A 17,462-nucleotide genomic window follows, 5' to 3' on the forward strand; every position below is an offset into this window, starting at 1 on the left:
TGGAACGCCACGGGTGTCAACGAACGGTCTTGACACCCATGACGTTCCACCGAAGCCGTCCGCGCGGACGGACCGGGTCACACTCCAGCGCGAGGCCGCCCGCTCGCGGGCCGGGACGAGGTCAGGCCGGGACGACGGCGAAGGCGCGGACCGGGAAGGTGCCCATCCCGGCGACCATCGGCGGAGCGGCGGTGAACCGGAAACCGCTCGGGGGCAGGGCGTCGAGGCCGGTCAGGTGCTCCACGATCGGGACGCCGGCGGCCAGCAGCGTGCTGTGCGCCGGGCGCTCGCCGGCGGCGGCCGGGCTCATGTCGTCGATGTTGATCGAGTCGATGCCGACCAGGGCGGCACCCGCCTCGACCAGGGCCCGGGCGCCGTCCCCGGTGAGGTGGGGCGCCTCCGGCGCGGCGTACCGGTCGGTGCCGAAAGGCGCGTCCCAGCCGGTGTGCAGCAGCACCGCCCGCCCGGCGACGTCGTACGGGGCCAGCATCAGCCGGTCGATCGCGCGGGTGCCGGCCGGCACCCGGACCACGGTGCCGGGCAGGTCGGCGAGGCGGTCCAGCGGCGTGCCGGCGAGGTCGGCGCCCTCGGCGTAGCGGTGCGCGGGAGTGTCCAGGTACGTGCCGGTGTTGGCGATCATGTCGATCCGCCCCACCTGGAACTCGGTGCCCGGGGCGTAGTTCGCCCGGGACGCCTCGCGGGTCAGCCACTCGCTGATCCGCGGGGCCGGCCAGCCCGGCAGGGTGGTCATCCCGTCGGTGACCACGTGGCTCAGCTCGACCAGCCGCCGCCCGTCCGCGCCGGCCGCACTGGCCGGACCGTCCGGGCCGGTCAGGCCCCGACCGCCCTTGTGCGGCTCCTGGACGACCGTCTTGTCGCTGATCCGCACCTCGGCCACCATCAGCAGCCCGAGGTGCCGGACGAACAGCGCCGCCAGCTCGTCGTCGCCGATTTCCCGGCCGGGGATGTCGAGCCGGAACCCGTCGGTCCGCAGCCCGCCGCCGTTGGCGAAGGTGACCTCCGCGTCGAACTGTGCCCGCCACTGCCCACCCATGATCGAAGCCGACCACGCCGGCGCTGCCCCGGTCAAGATCCGCTCCCGATCGGCGCTGCCCGGTCAAGATCCGGTCCCGCCCGGTCCGGTCCCGCCCGGTCAAGATCCGGTCCCGCCCGGTCCGGTCTGGATCCCGCCCGGTCCGGTCCGGGCGGGATCCGGGTTCCGCGCCACGCGCCGCCGTCGGCTCTGGGCGAGATTGTCCCCGCCGCGAGATAGGCTGGCGGGCGTGCACCCCCCGTCCCGACGGACGCGGGGCTTCTGTCGTGCTGCGGCGCTGCCGCGTGCCGAGCCGGCGATCCCACGGGAAGTGATTGACATGCTCACCGGTCTGTTCTCCGCCGCCCTGGCCGACCCCGGGCTGGCCCGGGCACGTGACCTGGCGCGCTCCGGTGCCGCGCAGGTCGACGGCCTCGATATCACCGCGCCGCCCGCGCTGCGCCCGTTCGCGGTCGCCGCGGTCGCGGCGGACCCGGTCGGCGACGGGGCCGGCGGCGGTGCCCGAGGCGGCGGGGCGGGTGGCGGCGCGGGCCGCCCCGTGCTCGCCGTGACCGCGACCACGCGGGAGGCCGACGACCTGGCCTCGGCGCTGGGCGCCCTCCTCCCGCCCGAGCAGGTGGCGGTCTTCCCGTCCTGGGAGACGCTGCCGCACGAGCGCCTGTCGCCCCGCTCCGACACGGTCGGCCGGCGGCTGGCCGTGCTGCGGCGGCTCGCGCACCCGGGGTCGGCCGACGCGCACGGCCGCACCGGCCCGCTGCGGGTGGTCGTGGCGCCCGTCCGGTCGCTGCTCCAGCCGCAGCTCAAGGGGCTCGGCGACCTGGAACCCGTGCAGCTCGCCGCCGGCCAGGAGGCCGACCTGGAGGACGTCGCCCGCCGGCTGACCGACATGGCGTACGCGCGGGTCGACCTGGTCACCAAGCGGGGCGAGTTCGCCGTACGCGGTGGCATCCTCGACATCTTCCCGCCCACCGACGAGCACCCGTCCCGGGTCGAGTTCTGGGGCGACGAGGTGGAGGAGATCCGCACCTTCGCCGTCGCCGACCAGCGGACCATCGAGCAGGTGCCGCAGCTGTGGGCGCCGCCCTGCCGGGAGCTGCTGCTCACGCCGTCGGTGCGGAAACGGGCCGCGGCGCTGGCCGAGGAGCACCCGGAGCTGGCCGAGATCCTCGACAAGCTGGCCGAGGGCATCCCCGTCGAGGGGATGGAGTCCCTCGCCCCGGCGCTGATCGGCGCCGACTCGATGGAGCTGCTGCTGGACTGCATGCCGGCCGGCACCCACGTGCTGCTGTGCGACCCGGAGCGGATCCGCACCCGGGCGCACGACCTGGTGCGTACCTCCGAGGAGTTCCTCCAGGCGAGCTGGGCGGCGGCCGCCGTCGGCGGGCAGGCCCCGGTCGACCTCGGCGCCGCCGCCTTCCGGACCCTGGCGGACGTCCGCGCCGCCGCCGCGCGGCTGCGCCGGCCCTGGTGGACGCTGTCGCCGTTCGGCCTGGCCGAGGCGGAGGGCGCCCCGGCGCGGGAGCCCTGGGAGGACGAGCCGGGCGAGGTGGACGTCACCCCCGACGACGCGATCGCGGTGACCCTGGCCGCGCAGCCGGCCCCGCTCTACCACGGCGAGACCGCCCGGGTCGTCGACGACCTGAAGCGCTGGGCCGGCGAGGGCTGGTCGATCGCGCTGGTCTTCGAGGGGCACGGCCCCGCCCAGCGGGCGGTCGAGGTGCTCCGCGACGCCGGCCTCGGCGCGCGGCTGACCGAGGAGATCCCGGCCGCCCCCGCCCCCGGCGAGCTGCTGGTCAGCTGCGGCAACCTGGCCAGCGGCTTCGTCGACGAGGCGTCCCGGTTCGTGCTGCTCACCGGCAACGACGTCACCGGCGGGCGGGGCACCTCCACGCGGGACATGCGCAGGATGCCGAGCCGGCGGCGCAACACCATCGACCCGCTGGAGCTGAAGGCCGGCGACCACGTCGTGCACGAGCAGCACGGCATCGGCCGCTACGTCGAGCTGGTGCAGCGCACCGTCAACGGCGCGTCCCGGGAATACCTGGTCATCGAGTACGCCCCGAGTAAGCGCGGCCAGCCCGGCGACCGGCTCTTCGTCCCCACCGACCAGCTCGACCAGCTCTCCCGCTACGTGGGCGGCGAGCAGCCCACCCTGCACAAGATGGGCGGCTCGGACTGGCAGAAGTCCAAGGCCCGGGCCCGCAAGGCGGTCAAGGAGATCGCCGCGCAGCTCATCCAGCTCTACGCTGCCCGAAAGGCGTCCAAGGGGCACAACTTCGGCCCGGACACGCCGTGGCAGCGGGAGCTGGAGGACGCCTTCCCGTGGCAGGAGACGCCGGACCAGCTCGCGGCGATCGAAGAGGTCAAGCGGGACATGGAGCAGACCGTCCCGATGGACCGGCTGATCTGCGGCGACGTCGGCTACGGCAAGACGGAGATCGCCGTCCGGGCGGCGTTCAAGGCGGTGCAGGACGGCAAGCAGGTGGCGGTGCTGGTGCCCACCACCCTGCTCGTGCAGCAGCACTACAACACGTTCGCCGAGCGGATGAGCCAGTTCCCGGTGACGATCAGGCAGCTCTCCCGCTTCCAGACGCCCAAGGAGGCCGAGCAGGCCCTGGCGATGGCCGCCGAGGGCACCGCCGACATCGTCATCGGCACCCACCGGCTGCTCCAGGCGGCCACCCGGTTCAAGTCGCTCGGCCTGGTCATCGTCGACGAGGAGCAGCGCTTCGGCGTCGAGCACAAGGAGCACCTGAAGACGATGCGCGCCTCGGTCGACGTGCTGAGCATGTCGGCCACCCCGATCCCGCGCACCCTGGAGATGGCGATCACCGGCATCCGGGAGATGTCCACCATCGCCACCCCGCCCGAGGAGCGGCACCCGGTGCTGACCTTCGTCGGGGCGTACGACGAACGGCAGGTGGCCGCCTCCATCCACCGCGAGCTGCTCCGCGACGGGCAGGTCTTCTACCTGCACAACCGGGTCGAGTCGATCGAGAAGGCGGCCCGGAAGCTCCGCGAGCTGGTGCCCGAGGCCCGGGTGGCGGTGGCGCACGGCCAGATGGGCGAGGAGGCGCTCGAGAAGGTGATGGTCGGCTTCTGGGAGAAGGAGTTCGACGTCCTGGTCTGCACCACGATCGTGGAGTCCGGCATCGACATCCCGAACGCCAACACCCTGATCGTGGAGCGTGCCGACCTGCTCGGCCTGGCCCAGCTGCACCAGATCCGCGGCCGGGTCGGCCGGGGCCGGGAGCGGGCGTACGCGTACTTCCTCTACCCGCCGGAGAAGCCGCTGACCGAGCACGCCCACGAGCGGCTGGCCACCATCGCCCAGCACACCGAGCTGGGCGCCGGCATGTACGTGGCGATGAAGGACCTGGAGATCCGGGGCGCCGGCAACCTGCTCGGCGGCGAGCAGTCCGGGCACATCGAGGGCGTCGGTTTCGACCTGTACGTGCGGATGGTCGGCGAGGCGGTGCAGGCGTTCAAGGGGGAGCGCCCGGAGGAGGAGACCGAGGTCAAGGTCGACCTGCCGGTCGACGCGCACCTGCCGCACGACTACGTCGGCGTGGAGCGGCTGCGCCTGGAGATGTACCGCAAGCTCGCGGAGGCGCGCGACGAGGAGCGGCTGCGCGAGGTGGTCGCCGAGATGACCGACCGGTACGGCGAGCCGCCCGCCCCGGTGCAGAACCTGGTCGCGGTGGCGCGGTTCCGGCTGCTGGCCCGCCGCTACGGCCTCACCGACGTCTCCATGCAGGGCAAGCACATCCGGTTCGGCCCGCTGCCGCTGCCCGACTCGAAGCAGCTGCGGCTCAAGCGCTACCACCCGGACTCGGTCTACAAGTCCGCGCTCGACCAGGTCAGCGTGCCCCGGCCGAGCACCCGGCGGATCGGCGGCGAGCCGCTGCGCGACCAGGCCCTCCTGGAGTGGTGCGCCCAGCTCCTCTCCGACGTGCTGGGCGAGCCGGCGGCGGTCGGGGCGCCGGCCCGGTGAGCGGGGCGACGGGTGGGCGGCGTCACACGGGCTGCGGGCGGCATGAGAGAGTGGCCGTCATGCGTGCTCGCCGTCTTGTCGCCGTCGCCAGCGTGGCGATCGGCCTCGTCGCCCTCTCCGGTTGCCGTGCCGAGCCCGGTGTCGCCGCCTACGTGGGCGACCAGCGCATCACCGAGGATGCCGTCGCCGGGGTCATGGCCGACCTGCGGGCGAAGAACCCGACCCCGGGCGGGGAGTCCACCGCCCCCGACGCCCGGCCTTCGGCGCCCGCGCCGCAGCTGCCCGGGCGCGGCGAGGTCGTCAGTGTGCTGGTGCTGGGCGAGGTCTGCGCACAGGTCTCGGCGGAGAAGAACTACCAGCCCCGGGGGGCGGTGGCGGCGGCGCAGCTCGCCCAGCAGTTCGGCCTGTCGCCCGACACCGACTACGTGCGGCGGGTGGCCGACCTCTACACCTGCCTGTCGGGGGTGCCGACCGGGGCGCCGGCCGCGCCGACGGAGCAGGAGCTGCGGGACGTGGTGGCGGCGGGCCGCGAGGCGGGCGCCATCCCGGCCGACGTGACCGACGAGGCGGCCGCCGGCCAGCTCGACGGCGCGCAGTTCCGCACCGCGCTGGCCACCCGGAAGGCACTGGCCGAGGTGGTCGCCGCGCACGACGTGACGGTCAACCCCCGCTACCGCCCGCTGGAGTTCCCGGTGCTGAGCTTCGCCGGCAACGCCCCGGCGGTGAGCGTGCCGCTGGGCGAGCCCGGCTCGGACGCGGTCACCGACGTCTCCACCCCGGATCCGCTGCCGCCGGCCGGGGCGGAGGCGGCCGGCCCGGCCGACAGCTGAGCATGCCGGCGCGGATCGTCCTGCTCGTCACCTCGCCCCGGCTGCCGGCCGGGTTGCTGACCGCCGCCGCCTGGGACGTCGTACGCCGGCATCCGGTGTTGACCGGGGCGGAGAGCGAGTCGACCACGGCGGTCCGCGCGGCGGGCGCCGAGGTGACCGTGGTCGACGGTCCGGCGACGCAGGCGCTGCTGGACGCGGCGGCGGCGCACGGCACCGTGGTGTGGCTGGCCGGCCCGGCCGGCGACGAGTCGCTGGCCCGGGAGCTGGGCCTGCGGCTGGCCCGCGAGCCGGGACTGGCCGAGCTGGAGCTGATGTACGGCTCGTGGGACCCGCCGGGGGCCCGGCTGCTCGACGCGGTGGCGGTGATGGACCGGCTGGTCTCGCCGGGCGGCGACCCGTGGAAGCGGGCGCAGACCCACCGCAGCCTCGCGGGCTTCCTGCTGGAGGAGTGCTACGAGGCGTACGACGCGATCAGCGCCGAGGACACCGACGCGCTGCGCGAGGAGCTGGGCGACGTGCTGCTCCAGGTGGTGCTGCACGCCCGGCTCGCCGAGGAGCTGCCCGAGGGGCGGCGGTGGACCGTCGACGACGTGGCCGGGGGCCTGGTCGACAAGATGGTCCGGCGCAACCCGCACGTCTTCGCGGAGGGCGAGGCGGGCACGCTGGAGGAGATCGAGGCGAGCTGGGAGCGGATCAAGCGGGCCGAGAAGGCGCGTGACTCGGTGCTGGACGGCATCGCGCTGAGCCAGCCCGCGCTCGCCCTGGCCGCCAAGATCCTCGACCGTGCCGGCCGGGTCGGGCTCGCCGTGCCGCCCCCGCTGGCGGAGTCCCAGGTGGACCCGGAGGCGCGGCTCGGCGCGGGCCTGCTCGCCACGGTGGCGGCGGCCCGCGAGGCCGGCCTGGACGCGGAGGCGGCCCTGCGCCGAGCCGCCCTCGCCTACGCGGACGCGGTCAGGACGGCCGAACGCCGGTAGGGTCGGTGGGTGGAATCCTTTGTGCCGCTCGCCGAGCGGATCGTCGACGCGTTGCTGGAGAGCCGGCCGGGGCTCGCGACCTCCACCGGGGACCACCGGTACGACGACCGGCTGCCGGACCTGTCCGCGACGGCCGCCGCGGCCGACCAGGCGATGCTGAGGGAGGCCGCCGACGCGCTCTCCGAACTCGACCCGGACGCGCTGGGCGTCGAGGAGCGGGTCGACCACGCCCTGCTCACGTCGTTCGTCGACCGGGAGCTGTTCGAGTGGAGCGAGATCCGGGCGCACGAGTGGGACCCGCTGGTGCACAATCCGGGGCCGCTGCTGCACGCGCTGGCCGCCCGCCCGTACGCCCCGGTCGAGGAGCGGCTGACCAGCCTGGCCGGCCGGCTCGCGGCGGTGCCGGACGCGCTGGCGACCGCCCGCGCCACGCTGCGCGACATGCCGCGCGTCCACGCCGAGACGGCGGTCGGGCAGTTCACCGGCACGGCGGCGCTGATCCGTGACGAGGTGCCGGCCCTGCTCGCGCAGGCGCCCGCGCTGCACGACCGGGTCGAGCCGGCCGCCATCTCGGCGATCGCCGCGCTGGAGGAGTTCGTCGCATGGCTGCGCCAGGGCCTGGCGGCCGACGCCGGCCCCGGGCGCGACCCGCGCCTGGGCCGCCGCCGCTGGGAGGCGCGGCTCTGGCACACCCTCGACACCGAGCTGGGCGCTGCCGAGATCCAGCGCCGGGCCTGGGCCAACCTGGACCGGGTCACCGAGGAGATCCGCGCGGCGGCCGTCGAGCTGGTCGGCGGCCCGGCCGACGACGAGACCGTGCGGCGCGCGCTGGACATGCTGGCCGCCGAGCACCCCGACGACCACACCATCGTGGCGCTCGCCTCGGTCACCCTGGACGAGGCGACCGACTTCGTCCGCGCCCACGACCTGGTCACCCTGGTCGACGACCCCTGCGTGATCCAGGAGATGCCCGAGTTCGCCCGGGGCGTCGCGGTCGCCTACTGCGACTCGCCCGGCCCGCTGGAGACGGCGGCCGTGCCGACCTTCTACTGCATCGCGCCCACCCCGGCGGACTGGCCCGCGCACCGGGTCGAGTCGTTCTACCGGGAGTACAACGACCACATGATCCGCAACCTGACCGTGCACGAGGCGATGCCGGGGCACTTCCTCCAGCTCGCCCACGCCCGCCGGCACGTCGGCCCCACCCGGGTCCGGGCGCTGACCGAGTCGGGGCCGTTCATCGAGGGCTGGGCGGTCTACGCGGAGGAGCTGATGGCCGGCCTCGGCTTCGGCGGCCTGCCGGTCCGGTTGCAGCAGCTCAAGATGCAGCTCCGGATGACCATCAACGCGCTGCTGGACCAGCTCGTGCACTGCGAGGGGCTGCCGGAGGCCGAGGCGATGGCGCTGATGACCGGGCGGGGCTTCCAGGAGGAGGGCGAGGCGGCCGGCAAGTGGCGGCGCGCGCTGCTCACCTCGACCCAGCTCTCGACGTACTTCGTCGGCTACAGCGAGGTGGCCGAGATCGCCGCGGCCCGCCCGGCCGGCGTGTCGGTGCGCGACTGGCACGACGCGATGCTCGCCCACGACTGCCCGCCCCCGCGCCACCTGCGCACCCTGCTCGGCGTGTAAGGAAGGGCACCTAGTTAACGTTTTCGGTAGAGGAAGGGCCCCCTCCTAACAGCGCATGCGCAGCGCCGCGCGGTAGAGCACGCGCAGGGCACGCTCACCGCCGCGCGGCGGTCGCCGTCGCGTCGATCAGCCAGCGCGAGATGGAGTACGCGGGCGGCAGTTCCGCCGGCAGCCGGTCGAGCGGGAACCAGCGCGCCTGGGTCAGCTCCCGCCCGTCCACCACCGGCTCGGCGGTGGGGTCGGCGGCGGTGGCGGTGAAGCCGGCGAGCAGCACGCTCGGGCCGGACAGCGCCCACGGCTGGCTGCCGAAGTAGACCAGCTCGGCCAGCTCCAGCCCGACCTCCTCGCCGACCTCGCGGTGGGCGGCCGCCTCCAGCGTCTCGCCGGCCTCGACGAACCCGGCCACGAGCGCCCACAGCCCGGTCGGCCCGGACGCGTGCCGCACCAGCAGCAGCTCGTCGGGGCGGCCGGCCGGCCCGGGGCGGGTGATCGCCACCAGCACGGCGGCGGAGAGCCGCATCGGCACGTACAGGTCGCAGTCGGGGCAGCGCCGGGCCGACTCCCCGGGCACGTCGGCCAGTTCGGCCCGGCAGGCCCCGCACCACCGGTGCGTACGCCGCCAGTCGACCACCGTCAGCGCCCGGCCGGCCAGCGTGGCGAGTGGCTCGGGTACCTCGGCGGCCAGCGACGCCCAGCCGCGCCAGCGGGCCGGCAGCCCCGTCGCCCCGGGTGGCTCCTCCTGCCCGGTCGCCTCGGCCGCCCACGCGGGGACGCCGTCCAGCGTGCCCAGCGGCACCCACGCGGTGTCGGCCGGCAGGTCGGCGACCCGCAGGACGGCGCCGTCGGCGGCGGTGAGCAGTTTGCGCCCGGCCACCGGCAGGGCCAGGTCGGTCGGCGCGGGCGCGACGGAGCGGTCGGCTCCGGGGACGAACCCGCCCGGTCGTCCGCGACCCGACGCCGCGTGCCCACCGGCCGCACCGGACGGGGTGGCGGCCGTGCCGGCCGCTTTCGGGGCGGCGGCGCCGGGGCCGGCCGGGCCGGTCACGAGGTGGTCGTCCGGCGGTCCACCACGCCGGCGCCGGACGGCAGGTCGAACGCGGTGGCGTCGACCGTCTCGCGGTAGCGGTGCAGGGCCAGCTCGACCGGCTTGCCGTCGACCTGGCCGGTGAAGCTGCCCAGCGCCCCCTCGGTGGTCACGCAGGCGACGAAGTCGCCGCTCGACCGCTCCACGTCGACGCAGGTGGCGTGGCGACCGGCGAGGGTGGTGTCGCTCTGCGTGATCACCGCGTCCGGATCGAGCGCGGCGGCGGTCAGCAGCCCCACCACGATCGGCGGCGTGACCAGGCCCTGCTGCTTGGCCTCGGTGAACACGGCCACCGAGGGCTTCGCGTTGGGCGCGGGCGGGGCCTCCAGGGTGCAGGTCGCCCGGCCGGCGGCGGTCTCGCAGCGGGCGGTCGCCTCCGGGGTGACGGTGAGCTTGCCGCCCGGCCAGGTGTAGGCGGAGCGGGCCGGCTCCTGGGCCTGGGCGATGGTGGCGGTCTGCCCGCCGGGAAGTTGGTAGTCGGCCGAGTACGTCAGCTCCAGCGCCCCGTCCAGCCGGGTGGCCATGTCGTTGACCAGGTCGGCCCGCCCGATCGCCCGGCCGGCGTCGTCCAGGGTCTGACAGCCGGTCACCGTGAGCGACGCGATGACCGACACGGCGAGCATGCGGAGAGTGGTCGAGGCGGCGGGCATGGCGAACAGCGTGGCCGATCGGGTCAACCGCGCGCAAACCCGTTGCCGGTTGAGGCCCGAGAATTCGGGAATGTCTGCGTAAAGCGCCGCCGGAGGGCATGTTCCGGATCCGGTCCCCGTGCGCCCGGACCGCCCGCGTCCGACGGCCGCCCGATACGCTGCGTTCAACACACCTGCCTCAGCCGCACCGTCGCGGCCCGAACCGGACCGGAACCACACAAACGAGGAGCGACTCAGTGGCAACCATCGAGGGAATCGTCGCGCGGGAGATTCTGGACTCGCGGGGCAACCCGACCGTCGAGGTCGAGGTCGGGCTCGACGACGGCACGATCGCCCGTGCGGCGGTGCCCTCCGGCGCCTCCACCGGCGCCTTCGAAGCGATCGAGCTGCGCGACGGTGACGCCGACCGCTACCAGGGCAAGGGTGTCGAGAAGGCGGTCTCGAACATCGAGGACAAGATCGTCGACGAGCTCATCGGCTACGAGGCCAGCGAGCAGCGGCTGATCGACCAGAAGATGCTCGACATCGACGGCACCGACAGCAAGTCCGAGCTGGGCGCGAACGCCATCCTCGGCGTCTCCCTGGCCGTGGCCAAGGCGGCGGCCGGCAGCGCGGAGCTGAGCCTCTTCCGCTACCTGGGCGGCCCGAACGCGCACCTGCTGCCGGTGCCGATGATGAACATCCTCAACGGCGGCGCGCACGCGGACTCCAACGTCGACATCCAGGAGTTCATGATCGCGCCGATCGGCGCGCCCAGCTTCCGCGAGGCGCTGCGCTCGGGCGCGGAGGTCTACCACGCGCTGAAGTCGGTGCTGAAGAAGAAGGACCTGTCCACCGGCCTCGGCGACGAGGGCGGCTTCGCGCCGAACCTGCCCACCAACTCCGCCGCGCTGGACCTGATCGCCGAGGCGGTCGAGAAGGCCGGCTACCGGCTCGGCGCCGACATCGTCTTCGCGCTCGACGTGGCCGCCACCGAGTTCTTCGACAACGGCACCTACACCTTCGAGGGCGCCGCGAAGACCGCCGAGGAGATGAGCAACTACTACACCAAGCTCGTCGGCGACTACCCGATCGTGTCGATCGAGGACCCGCTGTCCGAGGACGACTGGACCGGGTGGCAGACCCTCACCGCCTCCGTCGGCGACCGCATCCAGATCGTGGGCGACGACCTCTTCGTCACCAACCCGCAGCGGATCGCCCGCGGCATCGCCGAGAACGCCGCCAACGCGGTCCTGGTCAAGGTCAACCAGATCGGTTCGCTGACCGAGACCCTGGACGCGGTGGACCTGGCCCACCGGGCCGGCTTCAAGTGCATGATGAGCCACCGCTCCGGCGAGACCGAGGACACCACCATCGCCGACCTGGCGGTGGCCACCGGCTGCGGCCAGATCAAGACCGGCGCACCGGCCCGCTCGGACCGGGTCGCGAAGTACAACCAGCTCCTGCGGATCGAGGAGGAGCTGGCCGACGCGGCGCGGTACGCCGGGGCGGGCGCGTTCCCGCGCTACCGTTCGGCCTGAGACGCGCGAAGCCTCGGGGGAGGGGTGTGACGATGCAGCAGCGCCGCACACCGGGTGGCCAGCGTCCCGCCCGCCGGCCGGGTCACTCCGGCCGGCCGGGCGGGGCCCGGGGCGCCCGGGCCTCGGTCCGCGACGGCGGCGTCCGCGCCGAGCCGCGTGCCACCGCCGGTCGCGCACCGGGGACGGCCCGGGGCGCCGAGGGCGTACGCTCCGCGAACCGGCCCGCCGGGGCCCGTCGTACGGCGGCCGGCGGCACGGTCAAGCGGCTCACCGCACCCCACTCCCGGGGCCTCACCGGGCGGGCCACCGTGCTCTTCGCGGTGCTGATCGCCCTCGCCCTGGCCTACACCTACCCGGTGCGGGTCTACCTCGACCAACAGGCCGACATCGAGCGGATGGAGGCCGCCCAGGCGGCCCAGCGCGAGGTGATCGAGGGGCTCTCCGCCGAGGCGGCCAAGTGGCAGGACCCGGCGTACATCGAGACGAAGGCCCGGGAGCGGTTCTTCATGGTCCGCCCCGACGAGACGCTGCTGGTCGTGCTCTCCGACCCCGAGGGCGCCGCCCGGGACGCCGGTGGGCCCGCACAGTCGGCGAAGGCCGCCACGCCCGACCCCTGGTACGACACCCTCTGGTCCAGCGTGCGGGCCGCCAACGGCGACCAGCCCGACAAGTGAGCAACACCCGAGCACCGAACGAGAGATGGGCACCGTGACTGTCGTACCACCGCAGGAGCCGGCGGCGGACTCCGTACCCCCGCCGAAGCGCGAGCCGGCCACGGAGGCCGACCTGGCCGCGGTGGCCGCGCAGCTCGGACGCACTCCCCGGGGCACCCGGGCGGTCGCCCACCGCTGCCCCTGCGGCCTGCCCGACGTGGTGGAGACGACGCCGCGCCTGGCCGACGGCACGCCCTTCCCGACGCTGTTCTACCTGACCTGCCCCCGCGCCACGGCGGCGTGCAGCCGGCTGGAGTCGGCCGGGCTGATGAAGGAGATGGCCGACCGGCTGGCCGCCGACCCGGAGCTGGCCGCGCGCTACCGCGCCGCGCACGAGGACTACCTGGCCCGCCGGGAGGCGATCGGCGAGGTGCCGGAGATCGCCGGCATCTCCGCCGGCGGCATGCCCGGCCGGGTGAAGTGCCTGCACGTGCACCTCGGGCACGCGCTGGGTGCCGGGCCGGGGGTCAACCCGTTCGGCGACGAGACGCTGGCGCTGGTGGAGAAGTGGTGGGCGGCCGGCCCCTGCGTGGACGTGCCGGCGGCCGACTGACCATGGCGGGCGCGGACGCGGGCGGGGGCGTGGCGGGGGCCGACGAGATCGTGGTGCGGCGGGCCCGCACCTCCGACGTGCGCGGCATCCGGCGGCTGGTCGACACCTACACCGACGACCGGCGGCTGCTCAGCAAGGCCACCGTGACCCTCTACGAGGACGTGCAGGAGTTCCGGGTCGCGGTCCGGGCGGACGACGGCGCGGTGGTCGGCTGCGGCGCGCTGCACGTGATGTGGGAGGACCTGGCCGAGATCCGGACGGTGGCGGTCGACCCGTCCTGCCGGGGCCGGAAGCTCGGCCACCGGATCGTCGCGGAGCTGATCGACGCCGCCCGCGAGCTGGGCGTGGCCCGGATCTTCGTGCTCACCTTCGAGACCCGGTTCTTCGGCTCGTTCGGGTTCACCGAGATCGACGGCGCGCCGGTGCCGCAGCCGGTCTACGAGCAGTTGCTGCGCTCCTACGACGAGGGCGTCGCCGAGTTCCTGGACCTGGAACGGGTCAAGCCGAACACCCTCGGCAACACCCGGATGCTGCTGCGCCTCTGACCGCCCGTGGCCTCAGCCCGGTGCGGGTGGGCGGCGAACAAGCCCCGGATCCTGCCGTAGGGTTGCTGCCGTGACGACGCGCGTGGCCGCCATCGACTGCGGGACCAACTCGATCCGACTGCTGGTCGCCGACCTGCCCGATCCCTCGGCGGGCCCGGACGCGCCGCTGGTCGACCTGAACCGGCGGATGGAGATCGTCCGCCTCGGCCAGGGCGTCGACAAGACGGGCCGGCTGGCCCCGGAGGCCATCGAGCGCACCCGCGTCGCGCTGGCCTCCTACGCGGCCGAGATCGAGAAGCTCGGCGCGGAGCGGGTCCGGATGTGCGCCACGTCGGCGTCCCGGGACGCCTCCAACGCCGCCGACTTCCGGGAGATGGTCGAGCGGACTCTCGGGGTCGCGCCCGAGGTGGTGACGGGCGACGAGGAGGCGCGGCTCTCCTTCACCGGCGCGGTACGCGGGCTGCCCGCCGGCACCGAGGAGCCGTTCCTGGTTATCGACATCGGCGGCGGCTCGACCGAGTTCGTCGTGGGCACCCGCGCCGGCGGCGTCGAGGCGGCCATCTCGATGGACATCGGCTGCGTCCGGATGACCGAGCGGCACCTGCACGGCGACCCGCCGGGCCTGGACGAGGTCGCCGCCGCGCAGGCCGACATCGCGGTCGCGGTCGACCGGGCGCTGGCGGCCGTGCCGGGCCGGCAGGCCGCCACCCTGGTCGGGCTCGCCGGGTCGGTCACCACCGTGGTCGCCATCGCCCAGGGCCTCCAGGAGTACGACCCGGGCCGCATCCACCACGCCCGGGTGTCGTACGAGGCGGTGGCCGACGTGACGGCCGACCTGCTCGGCAAGAGCCGGGAGCAGCGGCGCGCGATCCCGGTGATGCACCCTGGCCGGGCGGACGTGATCGGCGCCGGCGCCCTGGTGCTGCGGGTGATCATGGAGCGGGCCGGGATGGCCTCGGTGGTCGCCTCCGAGCACGACATCCTCGACGGCATCGCCTGGTCGCTGGCCTGAGGTCGCGTGACCCGGAATCCGCTGGTCACCAGCGGTATGATTTCCATATGGTCACCACGGTCAATCTCCCCGACGGTCTGCACGAGCGGCTGAAGGATCTCGCCGAGCAGGAGCACAGGTCGATGAACGCCACCATCGTCGTGGCGGTGGAGGAGTACGTGGCTGCTCGCAGCCGTCGCGCCCGCGTACAGGGCCTTGCCCGCGAGGTCGCGGACCGTGACGCCGAGCTGCTGCGGCGACTTGCCGAGTGATCAACTATCTGGACGTCGACGACCTGATGGAGATCGCCTCGATCGTCCTCGGCGAGGCACCGCAGGTACGTGATCCCGGCCTGCTCTCCTCCGCGGTCGTGCGGCCCGCCACGGTTGCGTTCGGCCAGGAGGCGTATCCCGAACTGTGGGGCAAGGCCGCCGCGCTGCTGCACTCGATCTGCATGAACCACGCGCTGATCGACGGGAACAAGCGTCTCGCCTGGGCGGCGGCGCGTGTCTTCCTGGCCCTCAACGAGGTCCCGATCCGGGATGTCGACGTCGACCAGGCCGAAGCTCTCGTGATGTCGGTGGCCGGCGGCGCGATGACCGAGGTCTCCGACATCGCCCGGGAACTCCGCAAGCTCTATGTTTGATCTGACTGTACGAATTCTGTCGCAGTTGCCGGACGGCATCGCCTGGAGCCTCGCGTAGCCGGCCCGGGCAGCGACGCCGGCTGCGCGAGGTCGGAAACCGATGCGCGCCCGGTGTCGCCTTTGCGTCATGACAGCCGGGAACGAAGGACTTGAATAGCGGCATGAGCCGAGTGCCCAAGGTGCTGATCGCGGCGGCCGGCGTGACGGGCGTCGTGGCGTACGGGCTTCCGCAGCCGTGGTCGCTCGTGGCGGCCGTGGCGGACCTGCTGCTGGTCGGGCTGGCCGGCGGGCTCCGGCTCCGGGCCGGTCGCAACCGGGACGTGCTCCTGCGCCATCGGATCGAACCGTCAGAGACCCGGTGGTACCCGCAGGCCCGGCCTCCCGGCGGACACGAGGAACCGTCCCGGCGGCGCGGAGCAACGCGGGCTGGCGCATCGTACGGCCCGCCCCAGTCGGATTCGCTGCCCTTGGCGCAGTCCCGCTCCAAGCGGCGACTGCGGTGGCTCAGTTCCACGGTTAGGGAGATCGCGTCTTCCACCAGTCGGGTACGCCGCTGGCCCAAGACGCGGCCGAGCACCTTCCTCACCTCGGCGCCGGACCCGGTGCCCCCGCCCCCCGCTCCGCCCGGGCCAGCGCCCGACGTGCATCAGAGGCTGGTGAACCTGGAGACCCTGGTGCGCACGACGAACGAGCGCGGGCAGCGGGCCCAGTGGTGGTTCTTCCTCGCCGGGGTCGCGGTGTCCATCCCGGCCGGTGTCGTGGTCAACCTGCTGACGGGCTAACGGGACCCGTTCGGCGAAACGGTGTCGTCAGCTCCGGAGACCCGTGCCGTCCACGACGCCCGTGACGAAGCGGGACCAGGCGGTCGGTCCGAAGGAGAGCACGGGGCCCGAGCGGTCCTTGCTGTCGCGGACCAGCACCACGTCGGGCAGGTTGTCGGCGACCTCCACGCACGAGGCGCCGCCGTTTCCGCTCCGGGTGGACTTGCGCCACCGGGCGCCGGTCAGCTCCATGTCTTCGCCACTTCCTGCATCAGGGCCAGCGACTGCCGCCGGGACAGCGCCTCCGAGCGGACACTTTCCCACCTGCGGTGCAGGCTGGCAATCTCCTCGGCGCGGTCCAGCACCTGGGCGCGCAGCGGGCTGTCGAGATGCGCCACCCAGCCTCCGTCGGCGTACCCCGCCAGGATGAACGGCCCGGCCACACCAGCGTGCACGCCTACCTCGGCCGGGATCACGTGCAGGTGGATGTGTGGGCGGGCCGCCAGTTCGATCAGGTGGTCGAGCTGTTCGCGCATCACCCCGAACCGGTCCGGCACCGGGCGACGAAGAATCGTCTCGTCGATCACCGCGACCAGTTGCGGCGGCTGGGCGCGGTCGAGGATCTGCTGTCGCTGGAGTCGTGCCGTCACCCGCTCCTCGACCTCGGCGTCGGGCACAAGGCCGCCGTCGGAAAGGACCGCGCGGGCGTAGGCCTCGGTCTGGAGGAGGCCGGGCAGGACGGAGATCTCGAACCACCACAGCGTGGCCGCCTCCTGCTCGACGGCCACCCAGGGCCGGAACCAGGCCGGCGCGGTCTCCACGCTGACCAGCGGCAGGATCCGCCCGAGCAGGCCGCCGCTGTCCAGCGCCTCGTCCGCGCGCCGGACGAAGTCGAGCGAGGGCGTACGCCGGCCGATCTCCACCATCCCGACGAGCGAGCCGGAGTAGTTGATCCGCCGGGCCAGCTCCTCCTGGCTCAGCCCGCGCTCGGTGCGCAGCCGCCGCAGCTCACCGGCCAGGAGATCCAGCGTCGACAGTTGGGGCCTGGTCATCACATCTCCCTCACCGGGCTTCACATGCCGGGCCGGGCGGGCCACCGCCGACCGGTGCCCGTCGCGTGACTTCCGACCGTAGTCGGGTGGTCACGATGATGGGGGCGACCCGGGGCCCACAGTGCCCTCACAACCCGACGAGGGGCGATGACGTGACGATCCGACGCCTCCACCCGACGTGGTGCGTGCCCGAGAGCGGCTGCGGGACCAGCGCGCTGCACCTGTCCCGCCTGCGGCCGGTCGCGCCGCGCGGCGACGAGGTGATCCAGGTGCGTGCCGCGCTCTGGCAGATGGACGTCGGGCGACTGTCTCCGGCCGGCGTCCTGCTGGAGTTGTCGGCCGGCGACGATCCGGAGCGCTGGCCGATCGACCTGGCGCAGGCTCGCGCGCTGGTGCACGTACTCCGGGATCTGCTGCGGATCGCGGAGGACGCGGCGCGCCGCGCGGCCTGACCCGCCGCGCGGCG

Annotated in this window: 18 protein-coding genes; 13 read left to right on the forward strand and 5 right to left on the reverse strand. The window is 74.1% G+C overall.

What is annotated here, in order from left to right; translation table 11 throughout:
* Window positions 1-121 precede the first annotated feature (121 nt).
* Window positions 122-1,054 carry a cyclase family protein gene (locus tag AB0G14_RS00390; protein WP_357692473.1) on the reverse strand — a complete coding sequence of 311 codons (933 nt, stop codon included), beginning with the start codon at window positions 1,052-1,054 and terminating at the stop codon, window positions 122-124.
* Between the two features lie 319 nt (window positions 1,055-1,373).
* Here AB0G14_RS00390 and mfd point away from each other — a divergent pair, with 319 nt between their 5' ends.
* The 4 genes from mfd to AB0G14_RS00410 are packed head-to-tail and all read left to right on the forward strand — an operon-like array spanning window position 1,374 to window position 8,481.
* The gene (gene mfd / locus AB0G14_RS00395; protein ID WP_357692252.1) at window positions 1,374-5,048 is read left to right on the forward strand and encodes a transcription-repair coupling factor; all 3,675 of its coding nucleotides are present in this window, start codon (window positions 1,374-1,376) and stop codon (window positions 5,046-5,048) included.
* Between the two features lie 59 nt (window positions 5,049-5,107).
* A complete protein-coding gene (locus AB0G14_RS00400; protein ID WP_357692254.1) occupies window positions 5,108-5,878 on the forward strand; it encodes a hypothetical protein in 771 nt (256 codons plus the stop codon).
* A gap of 2 nt (window positions 5,879-5,880) precedes the next feature.
* Window positions 5,881-6,852: a nucleoside triphosphate pyrophosphohydrolase gene (locus AB0G14_RS00405; RefSeq protein ID WP_357692256.1), complete on the forward strand. Its 972-nt coding sequence runs from the start codon at window positions 5,881-5,883 to the stop codon at window positions 6,850-6,852.
* 9 nt (window positions 6,853-6,861) lie between these two features.
* On the forward strand, window positions 6,862-8,481 hold the full coding sequence (locus AB0G14_RS00410) for a DUF885 domain-containing protein (RefSeq protein ID WP_357692258.1): 1,620 nt from the start codon (window positions 6,862-6,864) through the stop codon (window positions 8,479-8,481).
* A 94-nt stretch (window positions 8,482-8,575) separates the two neighbouring features.
* Here AB0G14_RS00410 and AB0G14_RS00415 read toward each other — a convergent pair whose 3' ends face one another.
* Both AB0G14_RS00415 and AB0G14_RS00420 read right to left on the reverse strand, forming a co-directional pair.
* Window positions 8,576-9,526: an NUDIX domain-containing protein gene (locus AB0G14_RS00415; protein WP_357692260.1), complete on the reverse strand. Its 951-nt coding sequence runs from the start codon at window positions 9,524-9,526 to the stop codon at window positions 8,576-8,578.
* Complete coding sequence (locus AB0G14_RS00420) at window positions 9,523-10,215, reverse strand: hypothetical protein (protein WP_357692262.1); 693 nt, start codon at window positions 10,213-10,215, stop codon at window positions 9,523-9,525. The genes AB0G14_RS00415 and AB0G14_RS00420 overlap by 4 nt, the downstream gene beginning before the upstream one ends.
* A 236-nt stretch (window positions 10,216-10,451) precedes the next feature.
* Here AB0G14_RS00420 and eno point away from each other — a divergent pair, with 236 nt between their 5' ends.
* The 8 genes from eno (at window position 10,452) to AB0G14_RS00460 (ending at window position 15,965) form a co-directional block, all read left to right on the forward strand.
* A complete protein-coding gene (gene eno / locus AB0G14_RS00425) occupies window positions 10,452-11,735 on the forward strand; it encodes a phosphopyruvate hydratase (RefSeq protein WP_357692264.1) in 1,284 nt (427 codons plus the stop codon).
* Window positions 11,736-11,767: 32 nt separating this feature from the next.
* Entirely contained in the window at window positions 11,768-12,409 is a 642-nt protein-coding gene (locus AB0G14_RS00430) for a septum formation initiator family protein (protein ID WP_357692475.1), read from the forward strand.
* 34 nt (window positions 12,410-12,443) lie between these two features.
* On the forward strand, window positions 12,444-13,001 hold the full coding sequence (locus tag AB0G14_RS00435) for a DUF501 domain-containing protein (RefSeq protein ID WP_357692266.1): 558 nt from the start codon (window positions 12,444-12,446) through the stop codon (window positions 12,999-13,001).
* Window positions 13,002-13,003: 2 nt separating this feature from the next.
* Window positions 13,004-13,546, forward strand: a complete 543-nt coding sequence (locus AB0G14_RS00440; RefSeq protein ID WP_357692477.1) for an amino-acid N-acetyltransferase — start codon at window positions 13,004-13,006, stop codon at window positions 13,544-13,546.
* A gap of 82 nt (window positions 13,547-13,628) precedes the next feature.
* Window positions 13,629-14,558 carry a Ppx/GppA phosphatase family protein gene (locus AB0G14_RS00445; protein WP_357692479.1) on the forward strand — a complete coding sequence of 310 codons (930 nt, stop codon included), beginning with the start codon at window positions 13,629-13,631 and terminating at the stop codon, window positions 14,556-14,558.
* A 47-nt stretch (window positions 14,559-14,605) separates the two neighbouring features.
* On the forward strand, window positions 14,606-14,809 hold the full coding sequence (locus AB0G14_RS00450; RefSeq protein ID WP_357692268.1) for an Arc family DNA-binding protein: 204 nt from the start codon (window positions 14,606-14,608) through the stop codon (window positions 14,807-14,809).
* Window positions 14,806-15,183, forward strand: a complete 378-nt coding sequence (locus tag AB0G14_RS00455) for a Fic family protein (RefSeq protein ID WP_357692270.1) — start codon at window positions 14,806-14,808, stop codon at window positions 15,181-15,183. Before AB0G14_RS00450 ends, AB0G14_RS00455 begins: the two co-directional genes overlap by 4 nt.
* A 161-nt stretch (window positions 15,184-15,344) precedes the next feature.
* Complete coding sequence (locus tag AB0G14_RS00460; protein WP_357692272.1) at window positions 15,345-15,965, forward strand: hypothetical protein; 621 nt, start codon at window positions 15,345-15,347, stop codon at window positions 15,963-15,965.
* Window positions 15,966-15,992: 27 nt separating this feature from the next.
* Here AB0G14_RS00460 and AB0G14_RS00465 read toward each other — a convergent pair whose 3' ends face one another.
* Both AB0G14_RS00465 and AB0G14_RS00470 read right to left on the reverse strand, forming a co-directional pair.
* Window positions 15,993-16,196, reverse strand: a complete 204-nt coding sequence (locus tag AB0G14_RS00465) for a DUF397 domain-containing protein (protein WP_357692274.1) — start codon at window positions 16,194-16,196, stop codon at window positions 15,993-15,995.
* Window positions 16,187-16,996 carry a helix-turn-helix transcriptional regulator gene (locus AB0G14_RS00470; protein ID WP_357692276.1) on the reverse strand — a complete coding sequence of 270 codons (810 nt, stop codon included), beginning with the start codon at window positions 16,994-16,996 and terminating at the stop codon, window positions 16,187-16,189. Before AB0G14_RS00470 ends, AB0G14_RS00465 begins: the two co-directional genes overlap by 10 nt.
* A gap of 152 nt (window positions 16,997-17,148) precedes the next feature.
* Here AB0G14_RS00470 and AB0G14_RS00475 point away from each other — a divergent pair, with 152 nt between their 5' ends.
* Window positions 17,149-17,448: a hypothetical protein gene (locus AB0G14_RS00475; protein WP_357692278.1), complete on the forward strand. Its 300-nt coding sequence runs from the start codon at window positions 17,149-17,151 to the stop codon at window positions 17,446-17,448.
* Window positions 17,449-17,462 lie beyond the last annotated feature (14 nt).

The sequence above is a fragment of the Micromonospora sp. NPDC023814 genome, assembly GCF_040639595.1.
In the GTDB taxonomy this organism is placed as follows: Bacteria; Actinomycetota; Actinomycetes; order Mycobacteriales; family Micromonosporaceae; genus Micromonospora.